The following is a 25,957-nucleotide window of genomic DNA, read 5'->3' as shown; positions in this document are numbered from 1 at the left end:
AAAAAGAAGATTGATTATTCCGCAAAACGCCCCATGCCGACAAGACGGCTGTAACGTTTATCAAGACGTTCGCTGTCGCTCAAACGGCTCAATTCCGACACCTGTTTCAGGAAATAAGATTTAAGGGCATTTGCCGCCCCTTCTTTGTCACGGTGGGCACCGATCAGCGGCTCGTCAATGACATCGTCGATCAAATCAAGCTCTTTGAGATCGGCGCTGGTAATTTTAAGCGCTTTGGTCGCCGCTTCGACTTTGGAAGGATCGTTCCACAAAATCGCCGAGCACCCTTCCGGAGAGATAACGCTAAAAACCGAATAACGCATCATGGCGAGACGATCGGCAACACCGATGGCCAATGCTCCGCCGCTTCCCCCTTCGCCGATAACGACGGAGACGGTGATCGTATTCAGGTTGGAAAGCTCCATCAGGTTCCGTGCAATCGCTTCGCTCTGATTGCGTTCTTCCGCGCCCAGTCCGGGATATGCACCCGGAGTGTCAATCAGCATCAATACGGGAATATGGAATTTTTCGGCCATTTTCGCCGCGCGAAGCGCTTTGCGATACCCTTCCGGATGCGGCATACCGAAATTGCGCTTGAGCTTGTTTTTGGTTCCGCGCCCTTTTTGCTCACCGATCACCATAACCCGCTCTTCGCCGATGTATCCGATATAACAGACGATGGAGAGGTCGTCACGGAAATGGCGGTCACCGTGAATCTCGTATTTTTTGTCCAACAGCAGATTGATGTAATCCAGCGCGTAAGGGCGATCCTGATGGCGCGCAAGCTGAAGTTCCTGATACGGAGAAAGGTTGGAGTAGGTCTTTTCGACCTCTTTGTCCAAATCCTGCTTGAGTATCCCTACCGCATGATGGTCGTAACGAACCTCTGCGGCAATGATCTCTTCCTGAATTTGGCGGATGTTTTGTTCAAAATCTAAATAGGTAGCCAACGGCTTGCCCTCTTATATTTTTTTGAAAATGACGACCCCGTTGGTACCGCCAAATCCGAATGAATTGCTCATAACAATATTGAGGTCCGCTTTGCGCGCGACATTAGGCACGATGTCCAGATCGCAGTTTTCGTCCGGATTGACGTAGTTGATCGTCGGAGGAATGATACCGTCGCGCATTGCCATGATGCTGATAACCGCTTCAATACCGCCGGCGGCGCCGAGGCAGTGACCCGTTTGCCCTTTGGTGGAGCTCACCGGAGGACAGTTTTCTTTGCCGCCGAAAGCGATTTTCAATGCCGCCGTTTCGTTTTTGTCGTTGGTCGGCGTACTTGTTCCGTGCGCATTAACGTAATCGACTTTAGGGTTGCCCGCCATGTTAAGCGCCGCTTTCATTGCGCGAAGAGGCCCTTCCAGACTTGGCGTCGTAATGTGGTTCGCGTCGCCGCTTTCGCCGAATCCGATGACTTCCGCATAAATGCGGGCACCGCGCGCTACGGCACTCTCGTATTCTTCGAGGACGAGGGCTGCCGCCCCTTCACCCATAACGAAACCGTCACGCTCCGCATCAAACGGACGTGAGGCGTGTTTCGGATCGTCATTGCGCGTACTGAGCGCTTTCATCGAGGCAAACCCGCCGATTCCGACGCCGGTGATCGCCGATTCCGCCGCAACAACCAGCATTTGATCCGCTCCGCCGATCATGATGGTTTTCGCCGCTTCGCTGACCGCGTGCGTTCCTGCTGCACATGCCGTTACTGCCGAAAGGTTAGGTCCTTGCAGACCGTGTTCGATCGTGACGAAACCTCCGAGCATGTTGACCAATGCTCCCGGGATGAAGAACGGAGAAATACGTCTTGGGCCTTTTGTTTCAAGGATGATTGAATTGCGTTCGATTGAAGGAAGTCCGCCGATACCGGATGCCGCATCGATCCCGAAACGCTCTTTGTCAAATCCTTCGGGAAAGTTGGCATCGGCCATCGCTTCCTGAGCCGCTTTGAGTCCGAGTTGGATAAAACGGTCCGCTTTTTTGACCTCTTTTGGATCCATTACCGTCTCAGGATCGAAACCTTTGACTTCACCGGCAATCTGAGCGCCATGATTCGAAGCGTCAAAAATGGTAATCATATCAATACCGCACTCACCTTCGCAAATCGCTTTAAAGGAGCTCTCTTTGTCATGACCAACCGCATTGATCATACCCATTCCGGTTACTACTACTCTTCTCACATTCTCTCCTGATGATGGATGGTCTGAAACTTTAGCTCCGTTGAGCCAATCTCTTAGACCATATATAAATAGGTTTTATCAAGGCATACGCCTCGATAATATTTTTTAGTTTTTGCTTTCGATGTAGTTGATTACATCTTGAACGGTTTGGATTTTTTCTGCTTCGTCGTCAGGAATTTCGATATCGAATTTCTCTTCAAGAGCCATTACCAATTCCACAACATCAAGGCTGTCAGCGCCGAGATCTTCAACGAATTTAGAATCCTCTTTAACTTCGTCCGGGTTTACGCTCAATTGCTCAACCACTACTTCTTTAATATCGTCCAAAAGTGCCATAATAGCTCCTGTTCTAATGAATAAAATCGCATAATTATAGCATATTTAACTTAAGAGGGGAAATCCCCTCCCTTACATCAGCATCCCGCCGTTTACTTTCAGCGTCTCTCCGGTGATGTAGCTGGCATGATCGCTCAGTAAAAAGGCCGTCGCTTCCGCAACCTCTTTGGCCTCTCCGAAACGGGCCATCGGGATTTTGGAGGTAAAGGTTGCCTTGACTTCGTCTTTGAGTTCATCGGTCATATCGGTCGCGATGAACCCCGGTGTTACCGTGTTGTAGCGGATACCGCTCGTCGCCGCTTCGATCGCGAAACTCTTCGTCATGGCGATCATCCCCCCTTTGGAGGCGGCATAGTTTGTTTGTCCGGCGTTGCCGCTCTCTCCGACGATGGACGCCATGTTAACGACGGCACCGAATTTTTGTTTGCGCATCGCTTTCATCGCTTCGCGGCATCCGATAAATGCCGAAGTGAGGTTCGCATCAAGCACTCCGGTAAACTCTTCGACTTTCATCCGAAGTGCAAGTTTGTCGTTCGTGATCCCCGCGTTGTTAACCAGATACGACAGTTCGCCGTCAGCATCCACGATCGTTTTGATCGCATCCACAAACGCCGCTTCGTCCGCTACGTCAAACCCGATGACCGCTGCCGTTCCGCCTTCGGCTTCGATTGCCGCTTTGACCGCATCAGCCGCCGCCGCGCCGCTACGGTAGTTGATCCATACCTTGAGGCCGTAGCCTGCCAGCACTTTTGCCACTTCCGCTCCGATTCCCCGGCTCGAACCCGTTACCAATACATTTTTACCGCTAAACTTCATTATTATCCTTTATGTTAAATAAGTGGTGAATCCATCTCTGCGGGGATATCGAGCCCCATCAGCTTCAAAATCGTAGGCGCTACATTGTTCAGAGCGCCGGGATGAACGTGGGAAACTCCCTCCGCCATCACAAAACACCAAACCTTGCCGACAGTATGGTTTGTCAGCATGTTGCCTGCATCGTCACGCATCTCTTCGCAGTTGCCGTGATCGGACGTGATGACGAGGGCGTAATCGTTGCGATTGGCAGCCTCGACAATACGGCCCAGCTGCCCGTCTACCGCTTCGACCCCCTTGATCGCCGCGTCAAAATTACCCGTGTGGCCAACCATATCGCCGTTGGCGAAGTTGACGACGACGAAATCGTATCCCTCGTCCATCGCCTTGACGACAACGTCTCCCACTTCGGGGGCGCTCATCTGCGGCTGCATATCGTACGTTTTGACCTGGGGACTCGGGATCAGTACCCGTGTCTCGTTTTCATACGGCTCTTCCACCCCGCCGTTGAAGAAAAAGGTGACGTGGGCGTATTTTTCCGTTTCAGCGGTGTGCAGCTGGCGTAGCCCTTGGCGGCTGATCACTTCGGCCAAAACGTTCGCCGGAGCCTCTTTCGGAAAAAGGACGGGATAGGGGAAGTTTTTATCGTACTGCGTCATCGTTGCCAGATGAGTCGGAATAAATTCATGCTTGAATCCCGAAAATTCAGGATCGCCGATCGCTGCGGTGATTTCGCGCATCCGGTCGCTGCGGAAGTTGAGCATCAACACCGCATCGCCGTCTTTAAACCCTTCATACCCCTCAAAAGCCGTCGGAGTGATGAATTCGTCGGTCTCTCCGGCTGCATAGGCATTCTCGATGTAATCGGCCACGCTTTGCTCGCTTGAGGGCGTTGCGCGCACCATCGCGTCGTACCCTTTTTCGACACGGTCCCATCGGTTATCGCGGTCCATCGCAAAAAAACGGCCGCCCAGCGAACCGATTTTGATGTTGTTGTGCGCGTAGGCGGTCACGTTGTGCAAAAAAAGCTTCGCAGAGGTCGGAGCGACATCGCGCCCGTCGGTAATCAGGTGCAGCCAGACTTCTTTGCCCTCTTCGGCGGCAATCTCGGCAACTCCCATGATATGATCGATGTGCGAATGCACACCGCCATCACTCATCAATCCGATCAGATGAAGGCGCTTGCTCGTTTTCAACAAGCCCGAAAATACCGGATTCTTCTCAAAGCTTCCTTCCTGAAGCGCCAAAGAGATTTTGACCAGATCCTGATACAAAACACGGCCGCTTCCGATGCTCATATGGCCTACTTCGGAGTTTCCCATCTGCCCCTCGGGCAATCCGACGCTCAAACCGAACGTATCGATCAGCGAATGAGGCACTTCGGAAAACAACCGCTCATACGTCGGTTTTTTGGCCGCATGAAACGCATTGTAGTCGCGTTTGGGCGAGTACCCGATCCCGTCGGTAATGACCAAAACGGTTTTTTTGCTCAAGTTGCCTCCTTGATTAATCAAACTTTGGGGGGATTATATTAAAATGTCACTTTTGCATTGCTTTTGAAATTTAATCACAAAGAGTTAATTGATGTTATATTGGTTTTATCAAACCCTCGGGATCAATCTGTTTCAGTACATCACCGTCCGTGCGGGCGTCGCTTTTTTCATCGGTTTGTTTCTTACCCTCTTTTTAATGCCGCGATTTATCGCATGGGCTCAACGCTCCGCCCGTGTTCAGCCGATCAACGAATACGTCAGCGCCCATCAGGGCAAAGCCAAAACGCCGACAATGGGGGGAATCGTCTTCGTCACGTCGACGATCATCGCGTCATTGCTCACCGTCAACATCCTGAATCCTTTTGTTATCGGCGGACTGCTGACCCTCGTTTTTTACGCTTATATCGGGTTCACCGACGACTGGGGAAAAATCCGCGGCGGCCACAATCTTTCCGGCCTCTCGGCCCGTGCCAAAATGGCGCTTCAGCTTGTTTTCGGTCTGGCGATCGGAGTGTTTTTGATCTATTACGCCAAACTCGATACCGGTTTTTACGTCCCGTTTATCAAATCAAGCCTTTTTGACATGGGATGGTTCAGCGTCGCGTTCTGGGTTCTCGTCATCATCGCTACCTCCAACGCCGTCAACCTTACCGACGGCCTTGACGGGCTGGCTACCGTCCCTTCTATCTTCGCCCTTCTCTCACTGAGCGTCATCGTCTACATCGTCGGAAACGCCGCTCTCGCCCATTACCTGTTGATGCCGAAAATTCCCGCCGGGGAAGTGGTCATCATCGCCGCAGCGCTGATCGGTTCGCTGGTCGGTTTCTTGTGGTTCAACTGCCACCCTGCACAGGTGTTTATGGGAGACAGCGGTTCGCTCACCCTCGGGGCGTTCATCGCCTATATGGCCATCATCAGCAAAAGCGAAATCCTTTTGATCCTTATCGGGCTTATTTTCGTTATCGAAACGGTATCGGTCATCTTGCAGGTCGGCAGTTACAAACTCCGTAAAAAACGGGTCTTTTTGATGGCACCCATCCATCACCATTTCGAGATGAAGCAGTGGGCCGAAAACAAGATTATCGTCCGCTTCTGGATCATTTCGCTGTTGTCGAATATCCTCGCCCTTATCACCCTCAAAATCCGCTAAAAGAATACCGCCATGCAACAACAAAATATCGCCTGTTTCGGCTACGGGAAAACCACCCGGGCCATCGCCAAAGCCTTCGGCCCCTGTACTTTTTTCGATGACAAAATCACCGAAGCCTCCACCGACGACGAGGGAAACATCCTCAAACCGGTCAGCGAATTCGATACGTCCCTCTTCACCCACGAGATCCCCTCTCCGGGATTTCCTCCGTACCATCCGTTGATACGGCAATCCAAACACCTCATCAGCGAATACGATTTTTTCGCCCCGACAATGCCGTTTTCAATCTGGATCAGCGGTACCAACGGCAAAACGACGACGACCCAAATGGTCGAATACCTTCTCGCCGACCGAGGCGCCATCAGCGGCGGCAATATCGGTACGCCGCTTGCCGATATGTCCTCCGATGCCCCTATCTGGGTATTGGAAACCAGTTCGTTCAGCATGCATTACACGAACGTCGCCCGTCCGAACATCTACGCGCTGCTGCCCGTTACCCCCGACCACGTCAGCTGGCACGGCAGTATGGAAGAGTATTACAAAGCCAAACTCAAACCTCTCTCCATGATGAAAGAGGGCGAAGCGGTCATCCTCCCCAAAATGTTCGCGGACGAACCGACCAACGCGTTTAAAATTATTTACGAAACCGAAGCCGATCTGGCCGAATATTTCGGATTCGACACGAGCCGCATCAAATTCAAAGGGGCGTTTTTGATGGATGCCCTGATCGCGATGGGGATCGACAAAATCCTTTATGACCGGTGCGACTACGACAAAATCAACGCGTTCGTCCTTGACCCTCACCGTCAGGAAGAGTTCCGCGATGCAAAAGACCGCTTATGGATCAACGACTCCAAGGCGACCAACATCGATGCGACACTGGCCGCACTGCGCACCTACAAAGATCATCGCATCCATTTGATCTTGGGGGGCGATGACAAAGGGGTCGATCTCGAAGAGCTTTTCATCCCGCTCAAAAACTACGACGTTGCCGTCTACGCGATCGGATCAAATGCAACGCGTCTCGAAGCGTTATGCCGCCAATACGCCATTCCCTGTACACTGTGCCACACTCTCGACGTCGCCGTGCACGAAATCAGCCAAAAGCATAACCGCCACAGCATCGGAATGCTCTCTCCCGCCGCCGCAAGCCTCGATCAGTTCACGTCCTACGCGCAGCGCGGGAACCTCTTTAAAGAATTGGCCGCCGCCGCGAAATAGCCCCTTTCACTATCTTTAAGCTTGTTTTTAAGCTTATCGGGCTATAATTTCGGCCTCACAAATGTGGCCAATTAGCTCAGTCGGTAGAGCAGTAGATTGAAAATCTGCGTGTCCTTGGTTCGATTCCGAGATTGGCCACCACCACTTTTAAAATCCCCCAACAACAAACATAAAACGCTCATAACAAGCATTCAACAATCCGTTTTCAAACAGATCTATTTTTCCCAATACAATAAGCGCAATAACACCGTTTTCAGGCCCTCTAAAGTCCCTCTGTGAAACAATGCCGCCTCATTTATAATATCGGAGTATCATGACTACAAGCAAATCGTTGATCCTTGCAATCTCGGGAGCCGCTGCGGCAACTCTTTTCACCGCGTGTTCCCCTGCCAATATCCAATCCCAGCTCAGAGCATCGGATGCGAATTCGAATATGATGACGCGCTGCGAAGAAGTCGATATGCGCAGCAATTCGGAAATGCTCGGAATCTTCAAAAAATACGACGGCTGGAGAATGATTTACATCTCCGAGTACACCACAGAAAACAAATTCGGTACTAGCGGAAGCGTTTGTTTCGAAAAACCGAATAACTGATTCTCTTCTGCCTCTTTTCTCCTCATGGGAGAAGAGAACGTTTGCCCCTTGCGATCTCCGCTTTCCCTATACCGCGCATAATGCGCCCTTGTCTTCATCGTAATTATAAAATCTTATAGACTTTTAATCCGGTCGGTGCTAAATTTTTCTGACGCAGAAGCTGAATTCTGAGTGTATCGAGTAAAAAGGAAGTGTGCTTCTGTGAATTCTTGAAAAGGCTTTATCATGTTGCTAACACGATTTGACCCGTGGAAAGAGTTGCGTTCGTTAGAAGAACGCATGGGCGATGCGCTTTCAACCGATCTGAAAAAAGACATCTTCACCACCTTCACCCCCTCGATCAACACCCGTGAAGGGAAATTCGCGTATCACATCGATGTCGATCTGCCGGGTGTCAAAAAAGAAGACATCAGCGTCAAAGTCGAAAATAACGTCCTCACCCTCAAAGGGGAGCGAAAGACCAAAGAAGAGGTCAAAAAAGAGGATTATTACAAAATGGAAAGCAGTTTCGGCAGTTTTACCCGTAGTTTCACACTCCCTGAAAATATCGACAGCGAAAACATTCACGCCGAAAATAAAGACGGCGTTCTTGAGATAACCCTGCCGAAAAAAGAGGGCAAGAACAAAGCCGCCAAAGAGATCAAAATCAAATAAGCCCGGCAGCGTGCCGGCTTTTACAGAAGGCCGTCACGCTGCATTCTCTCCTGCAAGGCGATCAGAATATAGGCGCTCACGGTACCGCCGTGAAAATCGCGTATTTTGTTCTCCCAATCGACCGGAATCGTGATCAGTTTTTTCTTCTTTCCTTTCTCCCCTTTTTGTCCCTCTTCCCGTTCGCTCATGGCAGCGGAGCTTTTCACTCTTTCGATGTTTTGCAAAAAACTTTTCTTGGCCATTTTATATCCTTTATATATACTATAGATATTTATTTAATATCTAAAAGCGTTTTTATTTCCTCGACCAATTCGTCCATCTCCTGATCGGCGCGGCTGAATACCCGGTACTCCTTGATGCTTTTTCCCTCACCGACCGAATGGGCCATATCGACTCTCTGACGCAGTACGCTGACCAGCAGATCGAAGTGCTCGGAGGTACAGATAAAGTCGACCAGTTCGCCGAACCGTTTCATGGACGGGTTAATGTTGTTGAACAGCACGCGCGTTTTGATCGTCTCTCCTTGGATTTCCGAGAGGCTTTTGAGGATTTCTTCATATTTTTGCAACCCCATCAGATCAAACGGTTTGTCGCTGACAGGGGTTATAAGCAAATCCGATGCGATGATCGCGACACGGTTAAACGCACTGTCAAATCCGCCCGAATCGATGATCGTCAATACGCCGTCCGAATCGGCCGCGGCGTATTCGGCCAATTCTTCGGCCGTAGTGAAATGAAGCATCTCGATCGCTTCAAGCCCCTGCTCGCGTCGAAGTGCGTTGGTCACGGTCAACGAGCGCTGGGTATCAAGATCGACGATCCGCGTCGGGATCATTTTGGAAAAATTGACGGTGAGATTCCAGGCAACGGTCGATTTCCCGACGCCGCCTTTTTGATGCGAAAGGGTAAGGATCATTAATATACCTTCAATATGAATAGAATATAAAAAGTATATGTTTTTGATCCTTAAAAGAATATTAGAAACAAAATAAAAGAAATGTTGAACGAAGCGAATGTCATAATTGCGATTATCATTACTGAGGACAAAATGGATTTAGCTTCTCTTCAACACGCGGCTGTCGGCCTTTTGTCACAGAATGCTCACCGGCGTACCTTCAGCTTCGTGCACAATGATCAAAAATACTGGGTTAAACAGCCTGATGCCGGAGAAGCAAACATCTGGCACAAGATTATGCTGATTCTCTCGAAACTCCTGAAAAACAATTTTTTCCGCCCTACCGTTGTCACCGATCCCAAAAGCTCGCTGGCGTACGAGGCCAGACGGCTTCAGGAGCTGAAAAAAAACGGCATCAACGTCCCTGCAGTAATGCTCCGCACACCGGCGTATCTGGTACTCGAAGATGCCGGAACCCCGCTGAATGTACTGCTTTTAAATTCGGGGATGCGGCACGAAGAAAAAAAGAACCTGCTGATACAGCTTTCCCGTTCTTTGGCCGACATGCACAACCGGGGCTTTTACCATTCTCGCCCCGCGTTGCGGGATATCGCGTACAAAGAGGGGAAAATCTATTTTATGGATTTTGAAGAGAATCTGGAAAATTCTCTCTCCACGGAAGAGGCCATCGTACGCGACGGTTTTTTATACGCGCATACCCTCTACCGTAAGATCACTGATCCCGAACTCGTTGAAACGGTGCTGGATGCCTACCGCCGTGCAGTACGCCCCGATCTATGGGATGCGCTCACCTCCGAAGCGCAGCGCTATCATGTGACGCATTCGCTCTTGAAGCCGCTTCGTCCCTATCTTGGAAAAGACGGCGTTGCGATTTTCGACACGCTGAAATATCTCAGACAATTTTAAAGAGGATCAAGCTGATCCCCATAACTCCCATCCCTGCTGCGATTCCGCCCATCGTCGTATGAGAATTACCGTATATCCGTGCCGAAGGCAGCAGCTCATCAAAGCAGATGTAGATCATGATCCCGGCAACCAGCCCGAACGTAATCCCCATTGTCAGCTCTCCCATCAACGGCATCAGCAGGAAAAATCCCAAAGCCGCCCCCAAGGGTTCGGCCAATCCTGAGAAAAAAGCATACCCGAACGCTTTTTTGCGATTGCCCGTCGCATGATAAATGGGAAGCGATACCGCCATACCTTCGGGAATATTATGGATCGCTACGGCCAATGCGATCCCGATACCCAACGTCAGAGAATCGAGTGCCGAAACGAACGTCGCAAAACCTTCGGGAAAATTGTGGATCGCAATGGCAACGGCGGTAAATATGCCGGTTCGGTGGAGCGCATGGGATCGGTGTTTGTCATGTTTGCCGCTTTTTAAATCCGAGAGTTCGGCATCCGTTTTTAACTCATGAGGGTTAATATCCTCAGGGATAAGACGGTCAATGGCGAACGCCATCGCAAAACCGCCGAAAAAACACACAAGCATCCATGCCTCGGCTCCGATTTCGCCGAAACGGGGGAGAAAAGCCGTTTTGGATTTGACCAGTATCTCAGCAAAGGAAATATAGATCATTACTCCCGCTGAAAATCCCATTCCGACCGACAGCAATGCGGTGTTATCCTTGCGGGAGAAAAAAGCCAAAGCCGCACCGATCCCGGTGGAGAGACCGGCCAACAGCGTCAGGGAAAACGCAATGAGTAATTCGTCGTACGTGTACTGCATCCTGAACCTTTATGATCCCTCTGAATAACACGATAGTAGCAAAATTTTTCAAAAGCGCGCTATAATAAATCGATAAGTACAAAAGGGTACCCAATGAGTGAACAGGAACTTCTAACCGTCTTTGTCGGCGTTATCGCCGCATGTATGGTATTCATATCAACCGTTATCATCCTGATCGGAGTTCAGATGTTCAAAACGGCTCAGCGGCTGCAGGAGTTTATCGGCCACGCCCAAAACGAGCTCAGCATCATCTCGACCAAAGCGGTCGTAACATTGCACGACATCAGCGAACTGCTCGTCCACCTCAAAGACGAAACAAGCTCCGTCAGCGAAAAATCGCGCATGGCATTGCACGAAGTGCATGATTTGATCAGTTACATCCACACCGAAACTCAATCTCTGGCGCTCAAAGCTTCCAACGGCATCGCCAAAGTCACGATCGGAACACTGGCAATCGGGGCGATGTCCCAGATTTTCAAGAAAAAAACCAAAGAATAAGGAGTACATCATGAACGACAATAACGGCCACGGCCTGCTCAGCTTCGTCCTCGGTGCGGCGCTCGGAGGAGCCGCCGCCTATTACCTGTTCAAACATCAAGACGACATCATCGACAAAATTCATGAGCTTGAAGGGACGTTGAATCTCGACCATAACGCTCTGATCGATCAGGCCAAAAGCAAATTCGACGCGGTGGCTGAAAGTGTCCAATCGACGATCCAACGCTATACGCACAGCGATGAAAAACCATCAGGCGAAGATATCGCAGCGATGATGGAAGAGCTTGGCCGCCTTAAAGAAGAGGTCAGAGCCCTCAGCGCAAAAAGCTAAAAGACTATCGGCATACTCTGCGGTTCGTTTTACGAAGCATACGCAGGGTCGTCAACGTAAACGCGACGATAGCCGGACCGAACACAAATCCCCAAAACCCGAATGTCGCCAATCCGCCGACGATCGCGAAGAAAATGACAAAATCGTTCATTTTGTGATTCTCACGGTTCAGGGAGCGGTTGACAAAATTCAAAATGACCAGTTTGACGATGTTGTCGATAAAAAAAGCCATCATTGCCCACGAATATACGGTGATAATCACGGCATTGACGATGTTGCCTTTGAAAAATTCGTTCAACGCCACCGGAATCCATACGAGTGCGGTCCCTACAATCGGGATTATGGCGGAAATCGCCGTCATGAACCCAAGCAGAAACGGATTATATCCCTCGAAAAAAGTAATAAAGACCCCGAATGCAAGCCCCTGAGCCATCATTACCCCGCCGAACGTATAAAAAACAACGGCCGTCGTCGTCATCATCTCGGTAACAAATTCACGTTTGACCGTGCGGGAGAGCGGAATGATCGGCAAAAAGAAAAGGGCAATGCTGCGTCCGTACCATGTCAAAAAAAAGAAAAATACGACGATCATCACCATCTCGCCGAGCATCGCTGCAAACGTTCCCAACCCGCTGCCGAGCCACGAAGCCAAAGTACTCATGATCTCGTCTTTATGCACCTTGCCAAACATAATCAACGTATACAAAGGTTCTTGCAGCCATGCCAGAAATGACGGCAAAAGCCATGGCAAGGCATCGATCCGGTCTCCCAGTGTACGGATAAGCGAAATCGTGCGCTCGGGACGGTCAAAAAGGTAATAAAGAAAAATCATAATCGGAATAAACAGAATCAGCGAAAGCCCCAGCGTCACTATCCCTGCCGAAGCCACCGATGATAGCCTCTCCATCCGGGGTATGCGGAGAATCGCCGTTTCAACGATCCGGTGGAGCGGAAAAACGACCATAGCCAACAACAATGCGAGAAAAAAGCTTTTTAAAAACGGGAAAAAAAGCCAAAAAGTAAGCCCCAATGCGGTAAAAAGCATAAAACGGACGAATAATCGATTTTCCATATCTTCCTCTTTAGTGCTGACGGTCTACGAAACGCTTGAAATTCCCGTCCAAACGTTCGAGTTCACGAGCCGTCCCCTCTTCGAGGATCGAACCGTTTTCGAGCACATAGATATAATCGGCCTGCGTGATCGTGCTCAGACGGTGGGCGATGATGATGACGGTGCGTTCTTTCAAAAACTCTTCCAATGCGGCAAAAAGGGCACTTTCGGTGTGAACATCAAGTGCCGACGTTGATTCGTCAAAAATCACCGCTTTTGGATTGGCCAGAACCATCCGTGCGATCGAGAGGCGCTGACGCTGTCCCCCCGACAAACGGATACCGAATTTTCCGACCTGCGTTTCAAGAGCCTGCGGAAGCGTTCGGACGAAAGAAGCCAGCTGAGCAATCTCCAAGGCCTTCCATACCGTTTCATCGTCCACCTCATCGCCCATCGTCAAATTGAACCTCAGCGTATCATTGAACATCAGCGGCTGCTGCAGTACGACAAATACATTCTCCCGTATCCGGGAGAATCCGATTTGGCGGACACTCATCCCATTATACACTATATCCCCCGACGTCGGAGGATAAAACCCGACCAGCAGCTGCGCTAACGTGCTTTTTCCGCTTCCGCTTGCACCGATGATCGCGACCTTTCCCCCTTGGGGGATATTCAGATCGATCCCTCTTAGAATCGGCTGGTCTGGATCGTATCCGAACACCAGCGATTCGGTGCGGATTGCCACCCCCTGCGCAGATGTCGTAAACGGATCGGAATGCGTCGGATATTCGGGTTCTTTGGGGAGCGAGAGGAGTTCGTTCACCCGTGCGAGGGCATTTTTGGCATTGGCATAGCCGTATTGCAGCGACAAAAGTTCCTGCACGGGCGTCATCATAAACCATAGATACCCGAATACCCCGAACATCATCCCGATCGAAAGATCCGAATGCAGCACCATCACCAGTCCCAACGCCCGGAATACCTCAAACCCGCTCAAAAACAGGGTGTATGAATAGCGTTCCCCGGCAAGCGCCTTGGTTCCGTATGCCGTCGCGCTCTCTTTGAGCGCATGGGCCTGCATGATCGAACGCGCTATAAAACGCTCCTCTTTATTACTGGAGCGTATCTGACCAAACAAATCGCACATTTGGGTCAGGGTATCGGAAAGCTCGCCTATCATACGGTTCTGCTCTTTTTTCAGCTTTCCGACTCGTCCCGAAATCTTACGGGTAACCACCATAATCAGCGGCTGAAAAATCAAAATGAGAATCCCGAACAGGGGATTGATCCAGATCAGCACGACCGCCACTCCGATCAGCGTTGTGACCGAAACGACGAATTTGGCCAAAGCATTCCCCAAAAACTGCTCGATCGTCTCGATATCGGTGACAAGGTTCGTCACCACCTGCCCGCTCCCCAGCCGCTCGTACGCGCTCATCGAAACCTTTTTGAGGTGTTCGAGGGCACGGCGGCGGATTCCGAAGCTGAGTTCTTGCGAAAGGGTGATAAAAAAACGCTGCGAGGCGACACTGAGGATGAAAAACAAAAACCTCAAAGCGATCGTGACGGCCAGTACGATGCCGATGTAAAGAAGCGGTTCGTTCCATCCGCTGAAACGGTTGATCGTATCGGTTACCCATCCCCCTTTTTTAAGCAGGACCTCATCGACCAACAAAGGGATCAGCAGCGGGATCGGAATCGACACGAGCGTTGCGGCCAAAGCGATCGCATTCCCCCATACAAGAGAGCGTTTGTGCCGCAGCATCATCGAAAAAAGGGATTTAAACGTGACCATTGTCTTTCCGCATAAGTGAATAGTGCGATTATAGCAGTTCAAAAAAGGTATGGCTGCAAAAGCCATTCCAGATAATAAAAATTTTCCTTTAGAAAGATGAGTTACTTCTATGTGATTCAGTTGCATTAAAGTTCGTGTGTTACAATTTCTGCACGTTTAAAAAAACCACAAAGGAAATCCCATGCTCGTTACTAAAAAAGCTCCCGATTTTACCGCGACGACCGTTCTCGGCAACAACCAAATCGTTGATAATTTCAATCTTTATGAAAACCTCGGACCAAAAGGTGCGGTTTTGTTCTTCTATCCGCTCGACTTTACGTTCGTATGTCCCTCTGAGATCATCGCGTTCGACCACCGTTTGGATGAGTTCACCGCACGCGGCATCAACGTGATCGGCGTATCGGTCGACTCGCAGTTCAGCCACTTCGCGTGGAAAAACACGCCGGTAAACCAAGGCGGTATCGGTCAGGTTCGCTATCCGCTTGTTGCAGACCTTAACAAACAGATTTCACGCGATTACGACGTATTGTTCGGCGAATCGGTCGCTCTTCGTGGATCGTTCCTGATCGACAAAGACGGAACCATCCGCCACGCCGTCATCAACGACCTTCCTCTCGGACGCAACATCGACGAAATGCTTCGTATGATCGACGCGATGTTGTTCACCAACGAGCACGGCGAAGTGTGCCCAGCAGGTTGGAACAAAGGCGACACAGGTATGAAAGCCAGCACCGAAGGTGTTGCGGAATACCTTGCTTCACACGCTGAGTCACTTTGATTTGAACGCTACAGGAGCTAAGCCCCTGTAGCTACGCTTGCCGCTATGGCACTGAAGCTTGCCTCTTCGAGGCAGATTTCTTCCCACTCTTTTCCTTAATCAAAAATCGTTTATCCTTTCTTTATGCAATACTCTTTTTTAGCCTCGTATCTTCTCATTATTTTTGCTTTGTGGTATTCGCGCCGCGAACGTTTCGGTCTGGAAAAAACGATCCTCACCAACTCGATTCTGGCAATGGTGCAGCTGGGGCTGCTCGGATACGCCCTCGTCTATCTGTTTCAGATCGAACACCCCTCGCTCCTCTTTTTCATTCTGCTGGGAATGGTCGCGTTTGGAGCCTATACCGCTAAAAAGCGCTCTCCTTTGGGAGATGAGAGCTTTAAAATCGCATTGTTTACCCTCGGCGCATCGTCGGGAATCGTCTTTTTGTCGATGATGGCGTTCGGGGTGATCCACATGGTGCCGCACGAGATGATCCCCATCGGCGGGATGATCATCGGCAACGCCCTCAACGTCTACACCCAAAGCACCGAGCGGTTTCGGGGCGAGGTGAAAAACACGATTGAGACGATCGAAGGGATGGTTGCGCTCGGCGCTCCGCTCAAAGATGCCCTCTCCCACGCATCAAAAACGTCCGTCAAAGCCTCGATGATCCCGACGATCAATATGCTCCAGACGGTCGGGATCATTCACATCCCCGGAATTACGACGGGGATGCTCCTTGCCGGAGCCGACCCGCTTGAGGCGGTCTCGTATCAGCTCGCCGTGATGTACATGATGGTCGCCGTCGCGCTTCTATCCGCCCTGTTTAGCACCCTCTTTTCGTACCGCGTCATCATCGGTGCGGCGTTTAGCAGAGAAAAAAACTAAATCGGGGTTTTACTCCGTCAGCGTATCCAAAAACCCAATCGCCTTCGGGTGGACGAAACACAGTTTTTCCCACCCTCGATTCGGCTTCGTCAGGGTTACGCGATGAGCCGATACCGAGCGAGAGAGCGCGACGTAAAACTGCGACGGGGCGAAAATCTCGTTGGTCTCGATGACGTAATCGGCCAAGCTCATCCCCTGCGATTTGTGAATCGTGATCGCAAACGCCAGCGTGATCGGAAACTGGCTCAGGGTGATCAGTTTCTCTTCCGATGCCGTATTTCCTTTTTCGATCCACCGCGTTTTCACCGTATCGACCCGTTCCACTTTGACGCTGACACCGTCGGCTTTTTTCACCCAAATCAGATCGGTCTCGATGGAGGTTATCATTCCTCTCTCGCCGTTGTAGTAGTTCCATGCGTTACGGGTAAAGAGGATCGGAGCACCCACTTTCAACGCTAAAATCGGCTCAATTCGGCTCTCGTTCATGAAACGCTCCACGTCCCGTTCCTGCATCTTTTTATCGTGGATGCTCACATACGTTTCGACTTCGATGACTTCGCCGTTCAAATGCTCAAGCTGAGAGCGGTTATGATTCTGAGCGCTGATATTTTTGCCGAACAGCAACGTCATCGTACTCATATCCTCACTCAGCGGCTTTACCAGCGCTTCGAGCGCGTCATGTGCATCTTCGTCGAGCTTGGCATGGCGTACTTTTTCCAACAGAGTTAAAAACTCCGCTTCGTGGGTGCGGAACGAACCTTCCAGATGAAGCGTCTCAAATCCCATACGCTGCCAGCTTGGGGATTCGAACGCAAAATAAATCGGCTCGTTCCCGCGCGTAACGGGGGGGAGCTGCAAAAAATCCCCCACTGCGATCAGCCGTCCCGAAAACTCCGCCTGTAACAGGCGCAGACGGATCATATCGAGCAGCGGCGCGCTCACCATCGAGATCTCGTCGATCACAATGATCTGCATCGACCGGATCAGTTTGACGACCTTTTTGGAGGGTTCGAGTTTGCCGTTGCGCTCCAGTTCTTCTTGGGAATTGGCGATCCCGAGATCAAAAAAACTGTGAAGCGTCTGTCCCCCGATCAGCGTCGCCGCCATCCCCGTCGAGGCGAGACGGGCAACCTGTTTTCCCTGTGCGGCATAATGGTCGATAAGCGAGCGCGTCAGCGTCGTCTTCCCGGCACCCGCACCCCCGGTAATAAAAAGATTGGAATATCCCAATATAGCCAACGCCTTCTCAAGCATTCTCGCCTCCCATTACAATAACGCGTCCAAATGGAACCTCCACAGCCTTAGGCGCGATCCACAGCGTCTCGTATGCAGGCTCTAACAGCGGAAACTTCCCTTCCAAATCGGTAAAATAGAGCAGTAAAGCTGGCCGATACATTAATGTATCGACGTACGCAAAAACGGGGGAAAAATCGGTCCCTCCCCCGCCGACGAGCTCATACTCTATCGCTTCGCCGTTGGTAAAACTACGGTGGCTTCGGATACGATCATCACATACCAACAGTTCGATCGCATAGGAGCCGAACAGTTCCGTGATCGATTCTATTTCGGCGATAAACTGCCCCAAAAGCACCTCATCGACCGAACCGGAACTGTCGATAGCAATCGTCAGTTCCAGACGGCGCGAATGGGCTCCCGGCAGATAAATACCCTCGTATAACAGCTTTTTACTCGGAGGGATCAGGGTATAATCGCTGATGTAATGCCCCCCGATCGACTCACGCACTTCGCGTCGCCAATCGATTGTCCCGGCTGATGGTTTCCCAAGCAGCCGCCCTATTCCCTCGCTTAGAGGGTCGTCTTTCTCAAGCGCTTCGCGCGTCCGTTTTTCACGCTGCGCCCTAGAGAGCTTCTCGTCGGCTCCCTCATTCTCGCGCCCATCGTCGCTGTCACGGTCATTTTGTTCCTGATCCAAAAATTCCTGAGAAATCTCGGCATAAATCTCTTCGGCGCTGAGATTGCCGAAACGCGAATCGTAGGTGATGCTTGGAGGGGGAGCAAACCCGTTATCGATCAAAAGGGCGTTGATGGCATAATCACAGGCCATTTCCCATAGCCACGGGCTGCGATTCCCCCGTCTGAGAGTATGTGAGAGCGCTTCGTGCAATGCCGCATTGCACAAAGCGAACGTCATCTGCGATTCATTGAGGCTTTCCATGTACGCTTCGCGATACTCAAAACGGTTCTCACGTGTCGCAAAGCTTTCGATATTATCGTTTACCCTCATCTCCATCGCACTCGAAATGGTGCCGAAAAACGGGTAGTCGAGCAGTAGTCTGGCTTTGATAGGCGAAAAGTCGATCATAGCAAATAGGCGTATGCGTCGACCCATTCGCCGAACGCGTCAAGATGTTCCATGGCTACACCCTGACGCTGCAGGTCCTGTACGACAAGAACGGCGAACTCGTTTTTGAGTTTCAACGTATACCGCAGGACGTTGGAAACCGCTTCATCCGATGCAGACGCTAGGACACGCGACACCAAAGCCGCCGATAAAGCATAAAGGGCTGAAAGGTCCTCAGGCACTCCGGCATCTTCACCCCGCATAATCGCCTGGACATCGGGAAGCCGGTCCATTACCTGAACAAATCCCAAAAAATCGACGGCCGCATCATGCCCGATCGCCCCGCCGATGGCATCGAGCCACAACGAACGCGGCAGATCGGTCGATAAAATCCGGTGAACCGCTTCCCAGCTTCGTGGAGTGGCAAAACTGCGCTCGTTTTTAAGCGGATCGAACGCGAACAATGCCTCGTTTTTGAAGGCGATATAGGCTAGCACCCGCATATCGATTCCGGCACCGAGTGCCCAGTCCCGCCAGTCCGAGACGTTCACTTCCATCTCGACGTGGACAAACCGGTTCGCCAGCGGCGAAGGAAGGCGGTACACGACGCCGCGATCCCCCTCGCGGTTTCCGGCCGCCACAATTGCCCATCCATCGGGAAGGGTGTATTCTCCCACCTTGCGGTCGAGGATCAGCTGATACGCCGATGCCTGCACGGCGGGAGCGGCGGAATTGAGCTCATCCAGAAACAGTATTCCCTCTCCCTCACGCGGCAGAAACGACGGCGGCGCCCACAGCGCGCTATGCGATTCCCGCTCATAAAACGGAATCCCTTTCAGATCGGTCGGATCCAGCAAAGAAAGACGCAGATCAATGCATTCCACCCCCGCTTCACGGGCAATCTGTTTGATGATCGACGATTTGCCGATGCCCGGCGCACCCCACAAAAAAGCGGGAATTTTTGCCGCGATCAAAGAGCGCATCGTCGTGACGGTATCGGAGGTTCGCATCAATGCCATCCTATGTTGTGGGTTTGAATGTGTTTGCCGAAAGCACTGTTTGTTTTGACGCTCCGTTCAAATCGGCGGTCAAGCGAAAGCTGATACAGTACCTCAATAGGGGTTGAGGGATTGGCGGCGAGTGCCGACAGTACCTCGGCATTGCTGCTCAATGACAGCTCTTCGAGCCTTTTCTTTTCCATTGAGGGATTGGCGGCGAGGTATTGATGGTAACGCGAATCGGCGTAGAGTTTGTCCAATACCGCAGCGGTTGCCGCAGGATTTGACGCAAGCGATTCCAATACCGCTTCATTGGAAAGAGCCGACAACCGCTCCTGCATCGGCACCGTAAGCGAGCGGTTAGCCCCCAGCGCAGCGGCATATTCGCGCACAAGCCTCTCAAACCGCTCAGCACAGAGAGGGGCATGCGCCGCGATTTGAGCCGGATACCCTGCCTCCAACCGATCGGCACCCGGCGATGACAGGCTCGGATTTTGTGCCAACAGGGCATTTACTCTCGCATTATCAAGCTCCAAAAGCTCCGTTTCGAGGGCCAAAGGTTCGCGGCACGCCAGCAACTCGGCCCGTTCGTTTATCAAAGCCCGAACTATTTTTTCAGGTGTTTCGGGATGAAGCGCCATTGCATCCAGAACTCCCTTAAGCGAAGCGTCGTAAGGTGTTTTCAGCTCGCGCGCAATCGGCGAAAGCTCCGCAATGGCTTCGATAAGTTCGCCGGTGCCGTATTGCTCTATCAGATGCGCCAGTCCGCTCATGGCGTACTGGACGTTATGATTTCGATCCAGATCAACATAAAAGCGTCCGATAATCGCAGCCGTAACATCGCGGTTGCGATCATTGTCGAACAGCCCCTCGCTTTGCCAGTCGTAGAGCCTGAGCAGTTTGTAAAAAAGCTCGTCGGCGATGTAGGGGTTTTTGAGAAAATCGACAAGCCGTTCCTGATCGCGGGAAAGTTTCAGACTCATCATCAACCGATTCGGTTCGATAGAGCGGCATAGCCACTCTTCCAGCCCCTCGACGGCGATGATCGGCGCCGCTTTCTCTTCATACAGCCGTTCGCTCTCGTTTTGCTCGATCGGATTCATCATCCGTCCTTCTACGACGAGGGCCACACCGTCCGTAAACGTTTTAGCCAATCCGATGCCGTGCAGCTTTAAGAGCTTCTCAAATTCCGCTTCCCGTAACGAGCGGGTCTTTCCCAACAATAAAACCGATTTTCCGGCCAATTCCCCATAATTCATACGGGCATTATAATCCATCAGCCTAAAAATAGGCCCCAGCGCTATAATAACACTAACTTTTTAAAGGATTTACCGTGGACGAATTAATCGAAGGGATCAATGCCTATAACGGCGGGGATTTTGCCAAAGCGCACGAGATTCTCTATCCGCTGGCGATGTATCAACGCAACGATGAAGCGCAGCTCTATCTGGGAATGCTCTATTTCTACGGCGAAGGGGTCGAAAAAGATGTCGACAAAGCAATGGAATGGTGGAAAAAAGCGATGAAATCGGGGAACCAGGATGCCGCCTACCGGCTGAGCGAACTCAAAACGTCGACCAAAACGACGTTTTAGGAGTTGCCAAGGACAACATTGATCGAATAGCGCATATCCTCATCAAGGCTCTCCATGTTGCCCAGCATCCATGAAAGATACCCTTTGTCGGCATCAGCAATTTCGGTGAGTGTTTTCCCCTTGTATTTTCCGAATTTCACCGGTCGCGAATAAAATACGGGGGTCTGCGTCAGTTCGACCATTTTGTCGATCGGATTGACGTTGCCGAACCGCTCGGCCAACCGTTTGCGAAGCTCGCTTAAAAAGAGTTTCAGCACCAGCACGTCACCGATCGCGTCGTGGGCTTTGACTTCGATTCCGAGTGACGCGGCTTCGGCTTCTTCGATTTTGTACAATCCCAGCTTGTAGCGAAAATATTGCAGCCGATGGGCCTCTTCGTCGTCAAAAAGATGTTTCGCACACCGCAGCGTATCGATCAGACGCATTTGTGAGGTAAAGTTCTCTTTGGAGAGCATCCCTAAATCAAACGGGGCATTATGAATGATCAAAACATTATCGGGAGTATTGATATCATTAAGAGCTTTAAAGGCTTCGGTTTCAACGCACGGGCACAGTCCCTCGATCATTTCAGGGGTAATGCCGTGCGTTTCCATGGCCGGAATCGCAATCGGAACCTCACTCCAGCATAGCTCGTTATAGACGCTGACATTTTTGCCGTCCAGCACCATAAAACCGAGCTGGATGATTCGATCGTGTTCCGCCGCTCCGGTTGTCTCCGTATCAAGTATGACGTATTTGGCCATCAATACTGTTCGTCGTCTTCGTCAAGATCGAACTCATCGTAGTCGTCTTCGTCTTCATCCTCGTCTTCGTCGTAGTAAAGATCATCTTCCTCTTCGTCACCTTCGCGCATAGAGGTTAATTCCGTGTACAGCTGTTCGGCTTCCTCTTCGTCGATTTGGCCGCCGTTGATCTCGCTCAGCAGCTCTTTGTACTCATCACGAAGCGCTTGCATGTCTTCAAGCTGTGCGCGTTCTTGGGGCGATGCATCTTTTTGGGAAGCGATCGATTCGAAAATATCGTCGATGTGCTCTTCTACATCGGGGATCAACTCATTTTGTATCAAATGTTTCAATTGTGTAATATAGGCCATTTTGTATCCTTACGGTTTGGATATCTCATTATAGTCTAAAAATTATCGGGAGTACAGAATTCAAAGCGAAAAATGGCACGATTTTGTAGCGTTTCGGCATGCTGCGCACAAAGAGTGAATTAAATAGATAAAGCCCTAAATAGCGTATGAAGAAGAATAATTGATTTAAAAGAAGGAAAGAAAAATGGTGCGATCGGCGAGATTTGAACTCGCACACCTGTTGGCACTACCCCCTCAAGATAGCGTGTCTACCAATTCCACCACGATCGCATAAAAAAGAAAAACCTCAAGCCGAAGCTTGAGAGAGGAAAAACTCGAAGCTTACGCTGCGAGGTATGGGTTAGCGTAAAGCGCGATAAGCGCGATAACCAAGGTATAGATAACTTGAGCTTCGATCATTGCAAGAGCGATGAACATAGTTGTCATCAATTTACCGCCAAGACCCGGGTTGCGAGCTGTACCGGCGATAGTTGCGGCAGCTGTGCTACCCATACCGATAGCACCACCAAGTGCAGCCAAACCAAGGCCTACACCCGCAGCGATCATTGAGTATGCTTTAAGTGTTTCGTTCACTACTGCTTCTTCAGCACCGAATGCTGCAGCTGCAAGAGCGATCATAAGAAAAAGAACTTTTTTCATGTGTGATCTCCATATTTTAATCAAAGTCCGTTCGGATATGTGTCCCTACTTATCACTTTGTGGCTGGAATTATAATCGGACAGAGCTAAAAAATTACTTAGCCCGTCCAAGCCCGATTTTGTTCCCTTTGAATTCGACGATCTCCACCATAATCTCATCCCCTTCGGAAAGGACATCGCTAACACGGCTGACATGAGAGTCTGAAAGTTTGGAAATATGGATCAATCCGTCAACACCGCCGGGAAGTTCGATAAAGGCGCCGAAATCGACGATTTTTTTTACTTTTCCTTTAACGACGTCTCCAACGTTGTATTCTACCTTTTCAACCGGAGTCGAACCGCTGGCGATTCCTTCGATGTGATCGCGTGCTCCGCGCAGCCCTTCGCGGTTTTTCCCGGTCAGTTTAACGGCACCTTTTTTCTTGTCGATATCGATGGTGACATCGAAACGTTCGATGATTTCGCGGATCGTTTTTCCCGCCTGTCCGATAATGTCGGCAATTGAGCCCGGATCGACATGAAACAAATCGGTGCTCGGCAGCGTCCCTTCGTTCAGCTCGATTTTCTCTTCGGAAGCCAGCATGATATCGATGATATGCGCTCTTGCTTCTTTAGCCTGATACAGCGCTTCGCGCAGGACATCCAGACGGATTCCGCCGAGCTTGATGTCCATCTGCATCGCGGTAATCCCTTCTTTGGAACCGGCCACTTTAAAATCCAGATCGCCGTCATGGTCTTCCAGCCCCATAATGTCAGTCAAAATCGCATATCGGTCCCCTTCGGAAACCATTCCCATCGCTACGCCGGCAATCGGATCGGCCATCTCCAAATCTCCCGCACGCAATGCCATGTAGCCGCCGCACACGGTTGCCATCGACGAAGAGCCGTTGGATTCGAGAATTTCCGAGACGAGGCGGACCGTCTGGCCGTTTTGAACGCACGAGCTTTCCAATGCCCGCTTGGCCAGATTGCCGTGCCCGAGCTCGCGGCGGCGCGGTGCGCCGATAGGCGAAGGCTCTCCTACGCTGAAACTGGGAAAGTTGTAATGAACCATGAAGGACTCATTTTGTGTCCCTTTATCGGTGAGGTTCTCATACATTTGGGCATCTTTGCCTCCGCCCAGCGTCAGTATGACAAGCGCCTGCGTTTGGCCCCGCGTGAAAAGAGCCGAAGCATGGGCGCCCGGGAGTATGTTCGTCTCGATGCTGATAGGACGGACTTCGCTCAGTCCGCGGCCGTCCGCACGTACTTTTTCTTCCAGAATCTGAGCACGTACCATCGAACGTTTAACCGATTCGATCGCTTTTTTCAACTCATGCTCGTCCCATTCGGGCTTCTCTTTCATAATCGTTTTACGGATGGTCCGGAGCGCCGTGCTGCGCTCTGTTTTCGCCATCTGGTTGATCCCTTTTTTCAGGTCGTCGGTATGGTTGGCACGGACATATTCGGCCATTTCGCCATTAATTTCGCTGATGACGCATTGCAGTTCAAACGGTTCGGCGGCATACGGCTTGAATGCTTCTTCATAGGCCGTATTGGCTGATCTGAGTTCCTCCTGCGCACGCGCGAGGACATCAATCAGTTCATCTTCGCTCATCGCGTTCGAACAGCGGATCGGCAGCGTTTGGGCAATGCCCGCAGAATCGATGATCGGATCGATCATCATGGCGTCGAGTACTTCGATCTCATCGGAGCCGATGCTTTGCATCTCGATCATCAGCATATCCTCTTTGCTTCCCGCGAGATACAGATCGAGTGTGCTGTTTTCACGTTGCGCGCGTGTCGGATTAAAGACGATATCGCCGTCTACTTTGGCTGCCCGAACCGCCGTGACAGAGGTGAAGATATCGATATCCGAGACATACAGTGCGGCGGAAGCGGCGTTAAGCGCCAACGCTTGCAAATCGGCATCCTGATCGGCACTGAGAACCATCACGGTAATCTGGATGGGATTTGCAAATCCTTTTGGAAACAGCGGACGCAATGAACGGTCTACGATCCGCGACGTCAGTGTCTCGAAGTCGCTCGGTTTGGTTTCCCGTTTAATAAAACCTCCCGGAAATTTTCCGGCCGCATAGCTCTTCTCGATATACTGTACCGTCAAAGGCAAAAAATCTTCGTCGACGAAATCGGTCTCGTCTACGACAACCGTCGCCAGAATGACCGTGTTGCCGCATTTAAGCCATGCCGCACCGTTTGCCTGCTTGGCTACCTGATCGAATGCATAGGATTCACTCTTGTTCGTTAATGTCAATTCTACGTTATACTTCATTTCTTTTCTCCAAAATAGTCTCTATCATCTCTTCTTCTACCGCACCAAATTCTTGATAATAATATTTTGTATCCACATAATCATCAAGTTCATGCACACAAAATACGGCATCTACAATCGGGTCTAACGCTTCCACAACGCTTGATGGCATCACCGGTACAGCTACATAAACTGCTTTGGCTTTTTGCGAAAATGCGGTTTTAATCGCGCACATAAGCTTCAGCCCCGTTTCGCTTCCTTCATCGATAAGGAGAATATTTTTCCCTTTCATCGATTGGAAATGCTCTCCCTTCCGATACTGGTAGATGGCGCTAAGGATTTTCTCTTCATGCTTACGCGTTGCTTCGCCGTAGATGTAATCAACCTGAATGTCAAATACGTCAAGCAGCGCCTGATGGATCACAATCTCTTCCGTTTCACTCACTCGTGCCAATTCGCACTCGGGATTTTGGGGAGCCGTAATCGACGCCGAAAAAAGAAAATCGATGGGCAGTTTAAGCCGGGCATTAATGGCGTCGGCAACCATCAGCCCGCCTGATGAGACGGCAATCAGGCTCCACGATTCACTCTTCATCCGATCCAGCGGCAGCAGTTCTTTGAGTTGTATCGCCGCATCGGAACGGTTTTTAAACTTTACTTGCTGCATT

Annotated in this window: 29 protein-coding genes and 2 tRNA genes; 11 read left to right on the top strand and 20 right to left on the bottom strand. The window is 50.8% G+C overall.

The genetic code is table 11. The annotated features are described in order from the left end of the window. Positions 1-14 precede the first annotated feature (14 nt). From accA to gpmI, 5 genes are all read right to left on the bottom strand, one after another. A complete protein-coding gene (gene accA / locus JU82_RS03890; RefSeq protein ID WP_037946710.1) occupies positions 15-950 on the bottom strand; it encodes an acetyl-CoA carboxylase carboxyl transferase subunit alpha in 936 nt (311 codons plus the stop codon). Between the two features lie 12 nt (positions 951-962). Further along, positions 963-2,180: a beta-ketoacyl-ACP synthase II gene (locus JU82_RS03885; protein ID WP_037946708.1), complete on the bottom strand. Its 1,218-nt coding sequence runs from the start codon at positions 2,178-2,180 to the stop codon at positions 963-965. Between the two features lie 105 nt (positions 2,181-2,285). Beyond that, positions 2,286-2,516, bottom strand: coding sequence for an acyl carrier protein (acpP, locus tag JU82_RS03880; RefSeq protein ID WP_037946706.1), 231 nt, complete (start codon positions 2,514-2,516; stop codon positions 2,286-2,288). A 72-nt stretch (positions 2,517-2,588) separates the two neighbouring features. After that, complete coding sequence (fabG, locus tag JU82_RS03875; RefSeq protein WP_037946696.1) at positions 2,589-3,332, bottom strand: 3-oxoacyl-ACP reductase FabG; 744 nt, start codon at positions 3,330-3,332, stop codon at positions 2,589-2,591. A 14-nt stretch (positions 3,333-3,346) separates the two neighbouring features. After that, entirely contained in the window at positions 3,347-4,822 is a 1,476-nt protein-coding gene (gene gpmI, locus JU82_RS03870; protein WP_037946693.1) for a 2,3-bisphosphoglycerate-independent phosphoglycerate mutase, read from the bottom strand. A 91-nt stretch (positions 4,823-4,913) separates the two neighbouring features. On the opposite strand from gpmI, the gene mraY reads away from it, so the two are divergent. The 5 genes from mraY to JU82_RS03845 all read left to right on the top strand — a co-directional run bounded on the left by mraY (position 4,914) and on the right by JU82_RS03845 (position 8,442). Continuing rightward, positions 4,914-5,972 carry a phospho-N-acetylmuramoyl-pentapeptide-transferase gene (gene mraY / locus JU82_RS03865; RefSeq protein ID WP_037946691.1) on the top strand — a complete coding sequence of 353 codons (1,059 nt, stop codon included), beginning with the start codon at positions 4,914-4,916 and terminating at the stop codon, positions 5,970-5,972. A 12-nt stretch (positions 5,973-5,984) separates the two neighbouring features. Beyond that, positions 5,985-7,193, top strand: coding sequence for a UDP-N-acetylmuramoyl-L-alanine--D-glutamate ligase (gene murD / locus JU82_RS03860; protein WP_037946689.1), 1,209 nt, complete (start codon positions 5,985-5,987; stop codon positions 7,191-7,193). A gap of 65 nt (positions 7,194-7,258) precedes the next feature. Continuing rightward, positions 7,259-7,334, top strand: a tRNA-Phe gene (locus JU82_RS03855). Between the two features lie 172 nt (positions 7,335-7,506). Further along, positions 7,507-7,788 carry a hypothetical protein gene (locus JU82_RS03850; protein ID WP_294892101.1) on the top strand — a complete coding sequence of 94 codons (282 nt, stop codon included), beginning with the start codon at positions 7,507-7,509 and terminating at the stop codon, positions 7,786-7,788. Between the two features lie 225 nt (positions 7,789-8,013). Then, a complete protein-coding gene (locus tag JU82_RS03845) occupies positions 8,014-8,442 on the top strand; it encodes an Hsp20/alpha crystallin family protein (protein WP_037946687.1) in 429 nt (142 codons plus the stop codon). A 20-nt stretch (positions 8,443-8,462) separates the two neighbouring features. Here the strand turns inward: JU82_RS03845 and JU82_RS03840 are convergent, their stop codons facing one another. Together JU82_RS03840 and JU82_RS03835 are read right to left on the bottom strand one after the other, a co-directional pair. Beyond that, positions 8,463-8,684, bottom strand: a complete 222-nt coding sequence (locus tag JU82_RS03840) for a hypothetical protein (protein WP_037946685.1) — start codon at positions 8,682-8,684, stop codon at positions 8,463-8,465. A gap of 29 nt (positions 8,685-8,713) precedes the next feature. After that, entirely contained in the window at positions 8,714-9,358 is a 645-nt protein-coding gene (locus JU82_RS03835) for a ParA family protein (RefSeq protein WP_037946683.1), read from the bottom strand. A 132-nt stretch (positions 9,359-9,490) separates the two neighbouring features. Between JU82_RS03835 and JU82_RS03830 the strand changes: the two genes are divergently transcribed. Further along, entirely contained in the window at positions 9,491-10,264 is a 774-nt protein-coding gene (locus JU82_RS03830) for a hypothetical protein (protein ID WP_294892100.1), read from the top strand. On the opposite strand, the gene zupT is transcribed toward JU82_RS03830, so the two are convergent. Continuing rightward, entirely contained in the window at positions 10,251-11,087 is an 837-nt protein-coding gene (gene zupT / locus JU82_RS03825) for a zinc transporter ZupT (protein WP_037946679.1), read from the bottom strand. The two genes, JU82_RS03830 and zupT, sit on opposite strands and share 14 nt — an antisense overlap. Positions 11,088-11,180: 93 nt before the next feature. Between zupT and JU82_RS03820 the strand changes: the two genes are divergently transcribed. Next, positions 11,181-11,585 carry a hypothetical protein gene (locus tag JU82_RS03820; protein WP_037946677.1) on the top strand — a complete coding sequence of 135 codons (405 nt, stop codon included), beginning with the start codon at positions 11,181-11,183 and terminating at the stop codon, positions 11,583-11,585. Between the two features lie 10 nt (positions 11,586-11,595). Continuing rightward, positions 11,596-11,916, top strand: a complete 321-nt coding sequence (locus tag JU82_RS03815; RefSeq protein WP_037946674.1) for a hypothetical protein — start codon at positions 11,596-11,598, stop codon at positions 11,914-11,916. Positions 11,917-11,920: 4 nt separating this feature from the next. On the opposite strand, the gene JU82_RS03810 is transcribed toward JU82_RS03815, so the two are convergent. Both JU82_RS03810 and JU82_RS03805 read right to left on the bottom strand, forming a co-directional pair. Next, the gene (locus JU82_RS03810) at positions 11,921-12,988 is read right to left on the bottom strand and encodes an AI-2E family transporter (RefSeq protein ID WP_037946672.1); all 1,068 of its coding nucleotides are present in this window, start codon (positions 12,986-12,988) and stop codon (positions 11,921-11,923) included. Between the two features lie 10 nt (positions 12,989-12,998). Beyond that, positions 12,999-14,765: an ABC transporter ATP-binding protein gene (locus JU82_RS03805; RefSeq protein ID WP_037946670.1), complete on the bottom strand. Its 1,767-nt coding sequence runs from the start codon at positions 14,763-14,765 to the stop codon at positions 12,999-13,001. Positions 14,766-14,946: 181 nt separating this feature from the next. Between JU82_RS03805 and JU82_RS03800 the strand changes: the two genes are divergently transcribed. Together JU82_RS03800 and fetB are read left to right on the top strand one after the other, a co-directional pair. Next, on the top strand, positions 14,947-15,543 hold the full coding sequence (locus tag JU82_RS03800; RefSeq protein WP_037946669.1) for a peroxiredoxin: 597 nt from the start codon (positions 14,947-14,949) through the stop codon (positions 15,541-15,543). Positions 15,544-15,666: 123 nt separating this feature from the next. Further along, positions 15,667-16,413: an iron export ABC transporter permease subunit FetB gene (gene fetB, locus JU82_RS03795; RefSeq protein WP_037946667.1), complete on the top strand. Its 747-nt coding sequence runs from the start codon at positions 15,667-15,669 to the stop codon at positions 16,411-16,413. A 9-nt stretch (positions 16,414-16,422) separates the two neighbouring features. Here fetB and JU82_RS03790 read toward each other — a convergent pair whose 3' ends face one another. From JU82_RS03790 to JU82_RS03775, 4 genes are read right to left on the bottom strand one after another with little or no spacing between them, the layout of a single operon-like run. Further along, positions 16,423-17,667: an AAA family ATPase gene (locus tag JU82_RS03790; protein WP_037946664.1), complete on the bottom strand. Its 1,245-nt coding sequence runs from the start codon at positions 17,665-17,667 to the stop codon at positions 16,423-16,425. Next, positions 17,660-18,763, bottom strand: coding sequence for a VWA-like domain-containing protein (locus JU82_RS03785; protein WP_294892099.1), 1,104 nt, complete (start codon positions 18,761-18,763; stop codon positions 17,660-17,662). The genes JU82_RS03790 and JU82_RS03785 overlap by 8 nt, the downstream gene beginning before the upstream one ends. Then, the gene (locus JU82_RS03780) at positions 18,733-19,725 is read right to left on the bottom strand and encodes a MoxR family ATPase (RefSeq protein WP_037946660.1); all 993 of its coding nucleotides are present in this window, start codon (positions 19,723-19,725) and stop codon (positions 18,733-18,735) included. Before JU82_RS03780 ends, JU82_RS03785 begins: the two co-directional genes overlap by 31 nt. Next, positions 19,725-20,972, bottom strand: coding sequence for a hypothetical protein (locus JU82_RS03775; protein ID WP_037946659.1), 1,248 nt, complete (start codon positions 20,970-20,972; stop codon positions 19,725-19,727). The genes JU82_RS03780 and JU82_RS03775 overlap by 1 nt, the downstream gene beginning before the upstream one ends. Positions 20,973-21,046: 74 nt before the next feature. On the opposite strand from JU82_RS03775, the gene JU82_RS03770 reads away from it, so the two are divergent. Next, a complete protein-coding gene (locus tag JU82_RS03770; RefSeq protein ID WP_037946657.1) occupies positions 21,047-21,307 on the top strand; it encodes a tetratricopeptide repeat protein in 261 nt (86 codons plus the stop codon). Here JU82_RS03770 and JU82_RS03765 read toward each other — a convergent pair. The 6 genes from JU82_RS03765 to JU82_RS03740 all read right to left on the bottom strand — a co-directional run bounded on the left by JU82_RS03765 (position 21,304) and on the right by JU82_RS03740 (position 25,956). Then, positions 21,304-22,050, bottom strand: coding sequence for a 3'-5' exonuclease (locus JU82_RS03765; RefSeq protein WP_037946656.1), 747 nt, complete (start codon positions 22,048-22,050; stop codon positions 21,304-21,306). The genes JU82_RS03770 and JU82_RS03765 overlap by 4 nt on opposite strands. Continuing rightward, positions 22,050-22,400, bottom strand: a complete 351-nt coding sequence (locus JU82_RS03760; RefSeq protein ID WP_037946649.1) for a hypothetical protein — start codon at positions 22,398-22,400, stop codon at positions 22,050-22,052. The genes JU82_RS03765 and JU82_RS03760 overlap by 1 nt, the downstream gene beginning before the upstream one ends. A gap of 185 nt (positions 22,401-22,585) precedes the next feature. Beyond that, a tRNA-Leu gene (locus JU82_RS03755) sits at positions 22,586-22,670 on the bottom strand. 51 nt (positions 22,671-22,721) lie between these two features. Next, positions 22,722-23,039, bottom strand: a complete 318-nt coding sequence (locus tag JU82_RS03750; protein ID WP_037946647.1) for a F0F1 ATP synthase subunit C — start codon at positions 23,037-23,039, stop codon at positions 22,722-22,724. 93 nt (positions 23,040-23,132) lie between these two features. Next, a complete protein-coding gene (locus tag JU82_RS03745; protein ID WP_037946644.1) occupies positions 23,133-25,310 on the bottom strand; it encodes a polyribonucleotide nucleotidyltransferase in 2,178 nt (725 codons plus the stop codon). After that, the gene (locus tag JU82_RS03740; protein ID WP_294892098.1) at positions 25,300-25,956 is read right to left on the bottom strand and encodes a phosphoribosyltransferase family protein; all 657 of its coding nucleotides are present in this window, start codon (positions 25,954-25,956) and stop codon (positions 25,300-25,302) included. Before JU82_RS03740 ends, JU82_RS03745 begins: the two co-directional genes overlap by 11 nt. Position 25,957: the final 1 nt, after the last annotated feature.

The organism is Sulfuricurvum sp. MLSB (genome assembly GCF_000747095.1).
Classification (GTDB): Bacteria; Campylobacterota; Campylobacteria; order Campylobacterales; family Sulfurimonadaceae; genus Sulfuricurvum.
The sequence above is the reverse complement of the archived record's forward strand: the minus strand, read 5'-3'. Positions and strand labels throughout refer to the sequence as shown.

What these genes read in the sequence shown, in the direction of transcription:
- fetB (WP_037946667.1), top strand. Translation starts at nt 15,667, where the DNA reads ATGCAATACTCTTTTTTAGCCTCGTATCTTCTCATTATTTTTGCTTTG.
- JU82_RS03785 (WP_294892099.1), bottom strand. Translation starts at nt 18,763, where the DNA reads ATGGGTCGACGCATACGCCTATTTGCTATGATCGACTTTTCGCCTATC.
- JU82_RS03845 (WP_037946687.1), top strand. Translation starts at nt 8,014, where the DNA reads ATGTTGCTAACACGATTTGACCCGTGGAAAGAGTTGCGTTCGTTAGAA.
- JU82_RS03780 (WP_037946660.1), bottom strand. Translation starts at nt 19,725, where the DNA reads ATGCGAACCTCCGATACCGTCACGACGATGCGCTCTTTGATCGCGGCA.
- JU82_RS03750 (WP_037946647.1), bottom strand. Translation starts at nt 23,039, where the DNA reads ATGAAAAAAGTTCTTTTTCTTATGATCGCTCTTGCAGCTGCAGCATTC.
- JU82_RS03830 (WP_294892100.1), top strand. Translation starts at nt 9,491, where the DNA reads ATGGATTTAGCTTCTCTTCAACACGCGGCTGTCGGCCTTTTGTCACAG.
- mraY (WP_037946691.1), top strand. Translation starts at nt 4,914, where the DNA reads ATGTTATATTGGTTTTATCAAACCCTCGGGATCAATCTGTTTCAGTAC.
- JU82_RS03820 (WP_037946677.1), top strand. Translation starts at nt 11,181, where the DNA reads ATGAGTGAACAGGAACTTCTAACCGTCTTTGTCGGCGTTATCGCCGCA.
- zupT (WP_037946679.1), bottom strand. Translation starts at nt 11,087, where the DNA reads ATGCAGTACACGTACGACGAATTACTCATTGCGTTTTCCCTGACGCTG.
- JU82_RS03810 (WP_037946672.1), bottom strand. Translation starts at nt 12,988, where the DNA reads ATGGAAAATCGATTATTCGTCCGTTTTATGCTTTTTACCGCATTGGGG.
- murD (WP_037946689.1), top strand. Translation starts at nt 5,985, where the DNA reads ATGCAACAACAAAATATCGCCTGTTTCGGCTACGGGAAAACCACCCGG.
- JU82_RS03775 (WP_037946659.1), bottom strand. Translation starts at nt 20,972, where the DNA reads ATGAATTATGGGGAATTGGCCGGAAAATCGGTTTTATTGTTGGGAAAG.
- JU82_RS03765 (WP_037946656.1), bottom strand. Translation starts at nt 22,050, where the DNA reads ATGGCCAAATACGTCATACTTGATACGGAGACAACCGGAGCGGCGGAA.
- JU82_RS03840 (WP_037946685.1), bottom strand. Translation starts at nt 8,684, where the DNA reads ATGGCCAAGAAAAGTTTTTTGCAAAACATCGAAAGAGTGAAAAGCTCC.
- fabG (WP_037946696.1), bottom strand. Translation starts at nt 3,332, where the DNA reads ATGAAGTTTAGCGGTAAAAATGTATTGGTAACGGGTTCGAGCCGGGGA.
- JU82_RS03815 (WP_037946674.1), top strand. Translation starts at nt 11,596, where the DNA reads ATGAACGACAATAACGGCCACGGCCTGCTCAGCTTCGTCCTCGGTGCG.
- JU82_RS03790 (WP_037946664.1), bottom strand. Translation starts at nt 17,667, where the DNA reads ATGCTTGAGAAGGCGTTGGCTATATTGGGATATTCCAATCTTTTTATT.
- JU82_RS03850 (WP_294892101.1), top strand. Translation starts at nt 7,507, where the DNA reads ATGACTACAAGCAAATCGTTGATCCTTGCAATCTCGGGAGCCGCTGCG.
- JU82_RS03745 (WP_037946644.1), bottom strand. Translation starts at nt 25,310, where the DNA reads ATGAAGTATAACGTAGAATTGACATTAACGAACAAGAGTGAATCCTAT.
- JU82_RS03800 (WP_037946669.1), top strand. Translation starts at nt 14,947, where the DNA reads ATGCTCGTTACTAAAAAAGCTCCCGATTTTACCGCGACGACCGTTCTC.
- JU82_RS03740 (WP_294892098.1), bottom strand. Translation starts at nt 25,956, where the DNA reads ATGCAGCAAGTAAAGTTTAAAAACCGTTCCGATGCGGCGATACAACTC.
- JU82_RS03805 (WP_037946670.1), bottom strand. Translation starts at nt 14,765, where the DNA reads ATGGTCACGTTTAAATCCCTTTTTTCGATGATGCTGCGGCACAAACGC.
- JU82_RS03760 (WP_037946649.1), bottom strand. Translation starts at nt 22,400, where the DNA reads ATGGCCTATATTACACAATTGAAACATTTGATACAAAATGAGTTGATC.
- acpP (WP_037946706.1), bottom strand. Translation starts at nt 2,516, where the DNA reads ATGGCACTTTTGGACGATATTAAAGAAGTAGTGGTTGAGCAATTGAGC.
- JU82_RS03835 (WP_037946683.1), bottom strand. Translation starts at nt 9,358, where the DNA reads ATGATCCTTACCCTTTCGCATCAAAAAGGCGGCGTCGGGAAATCGACC.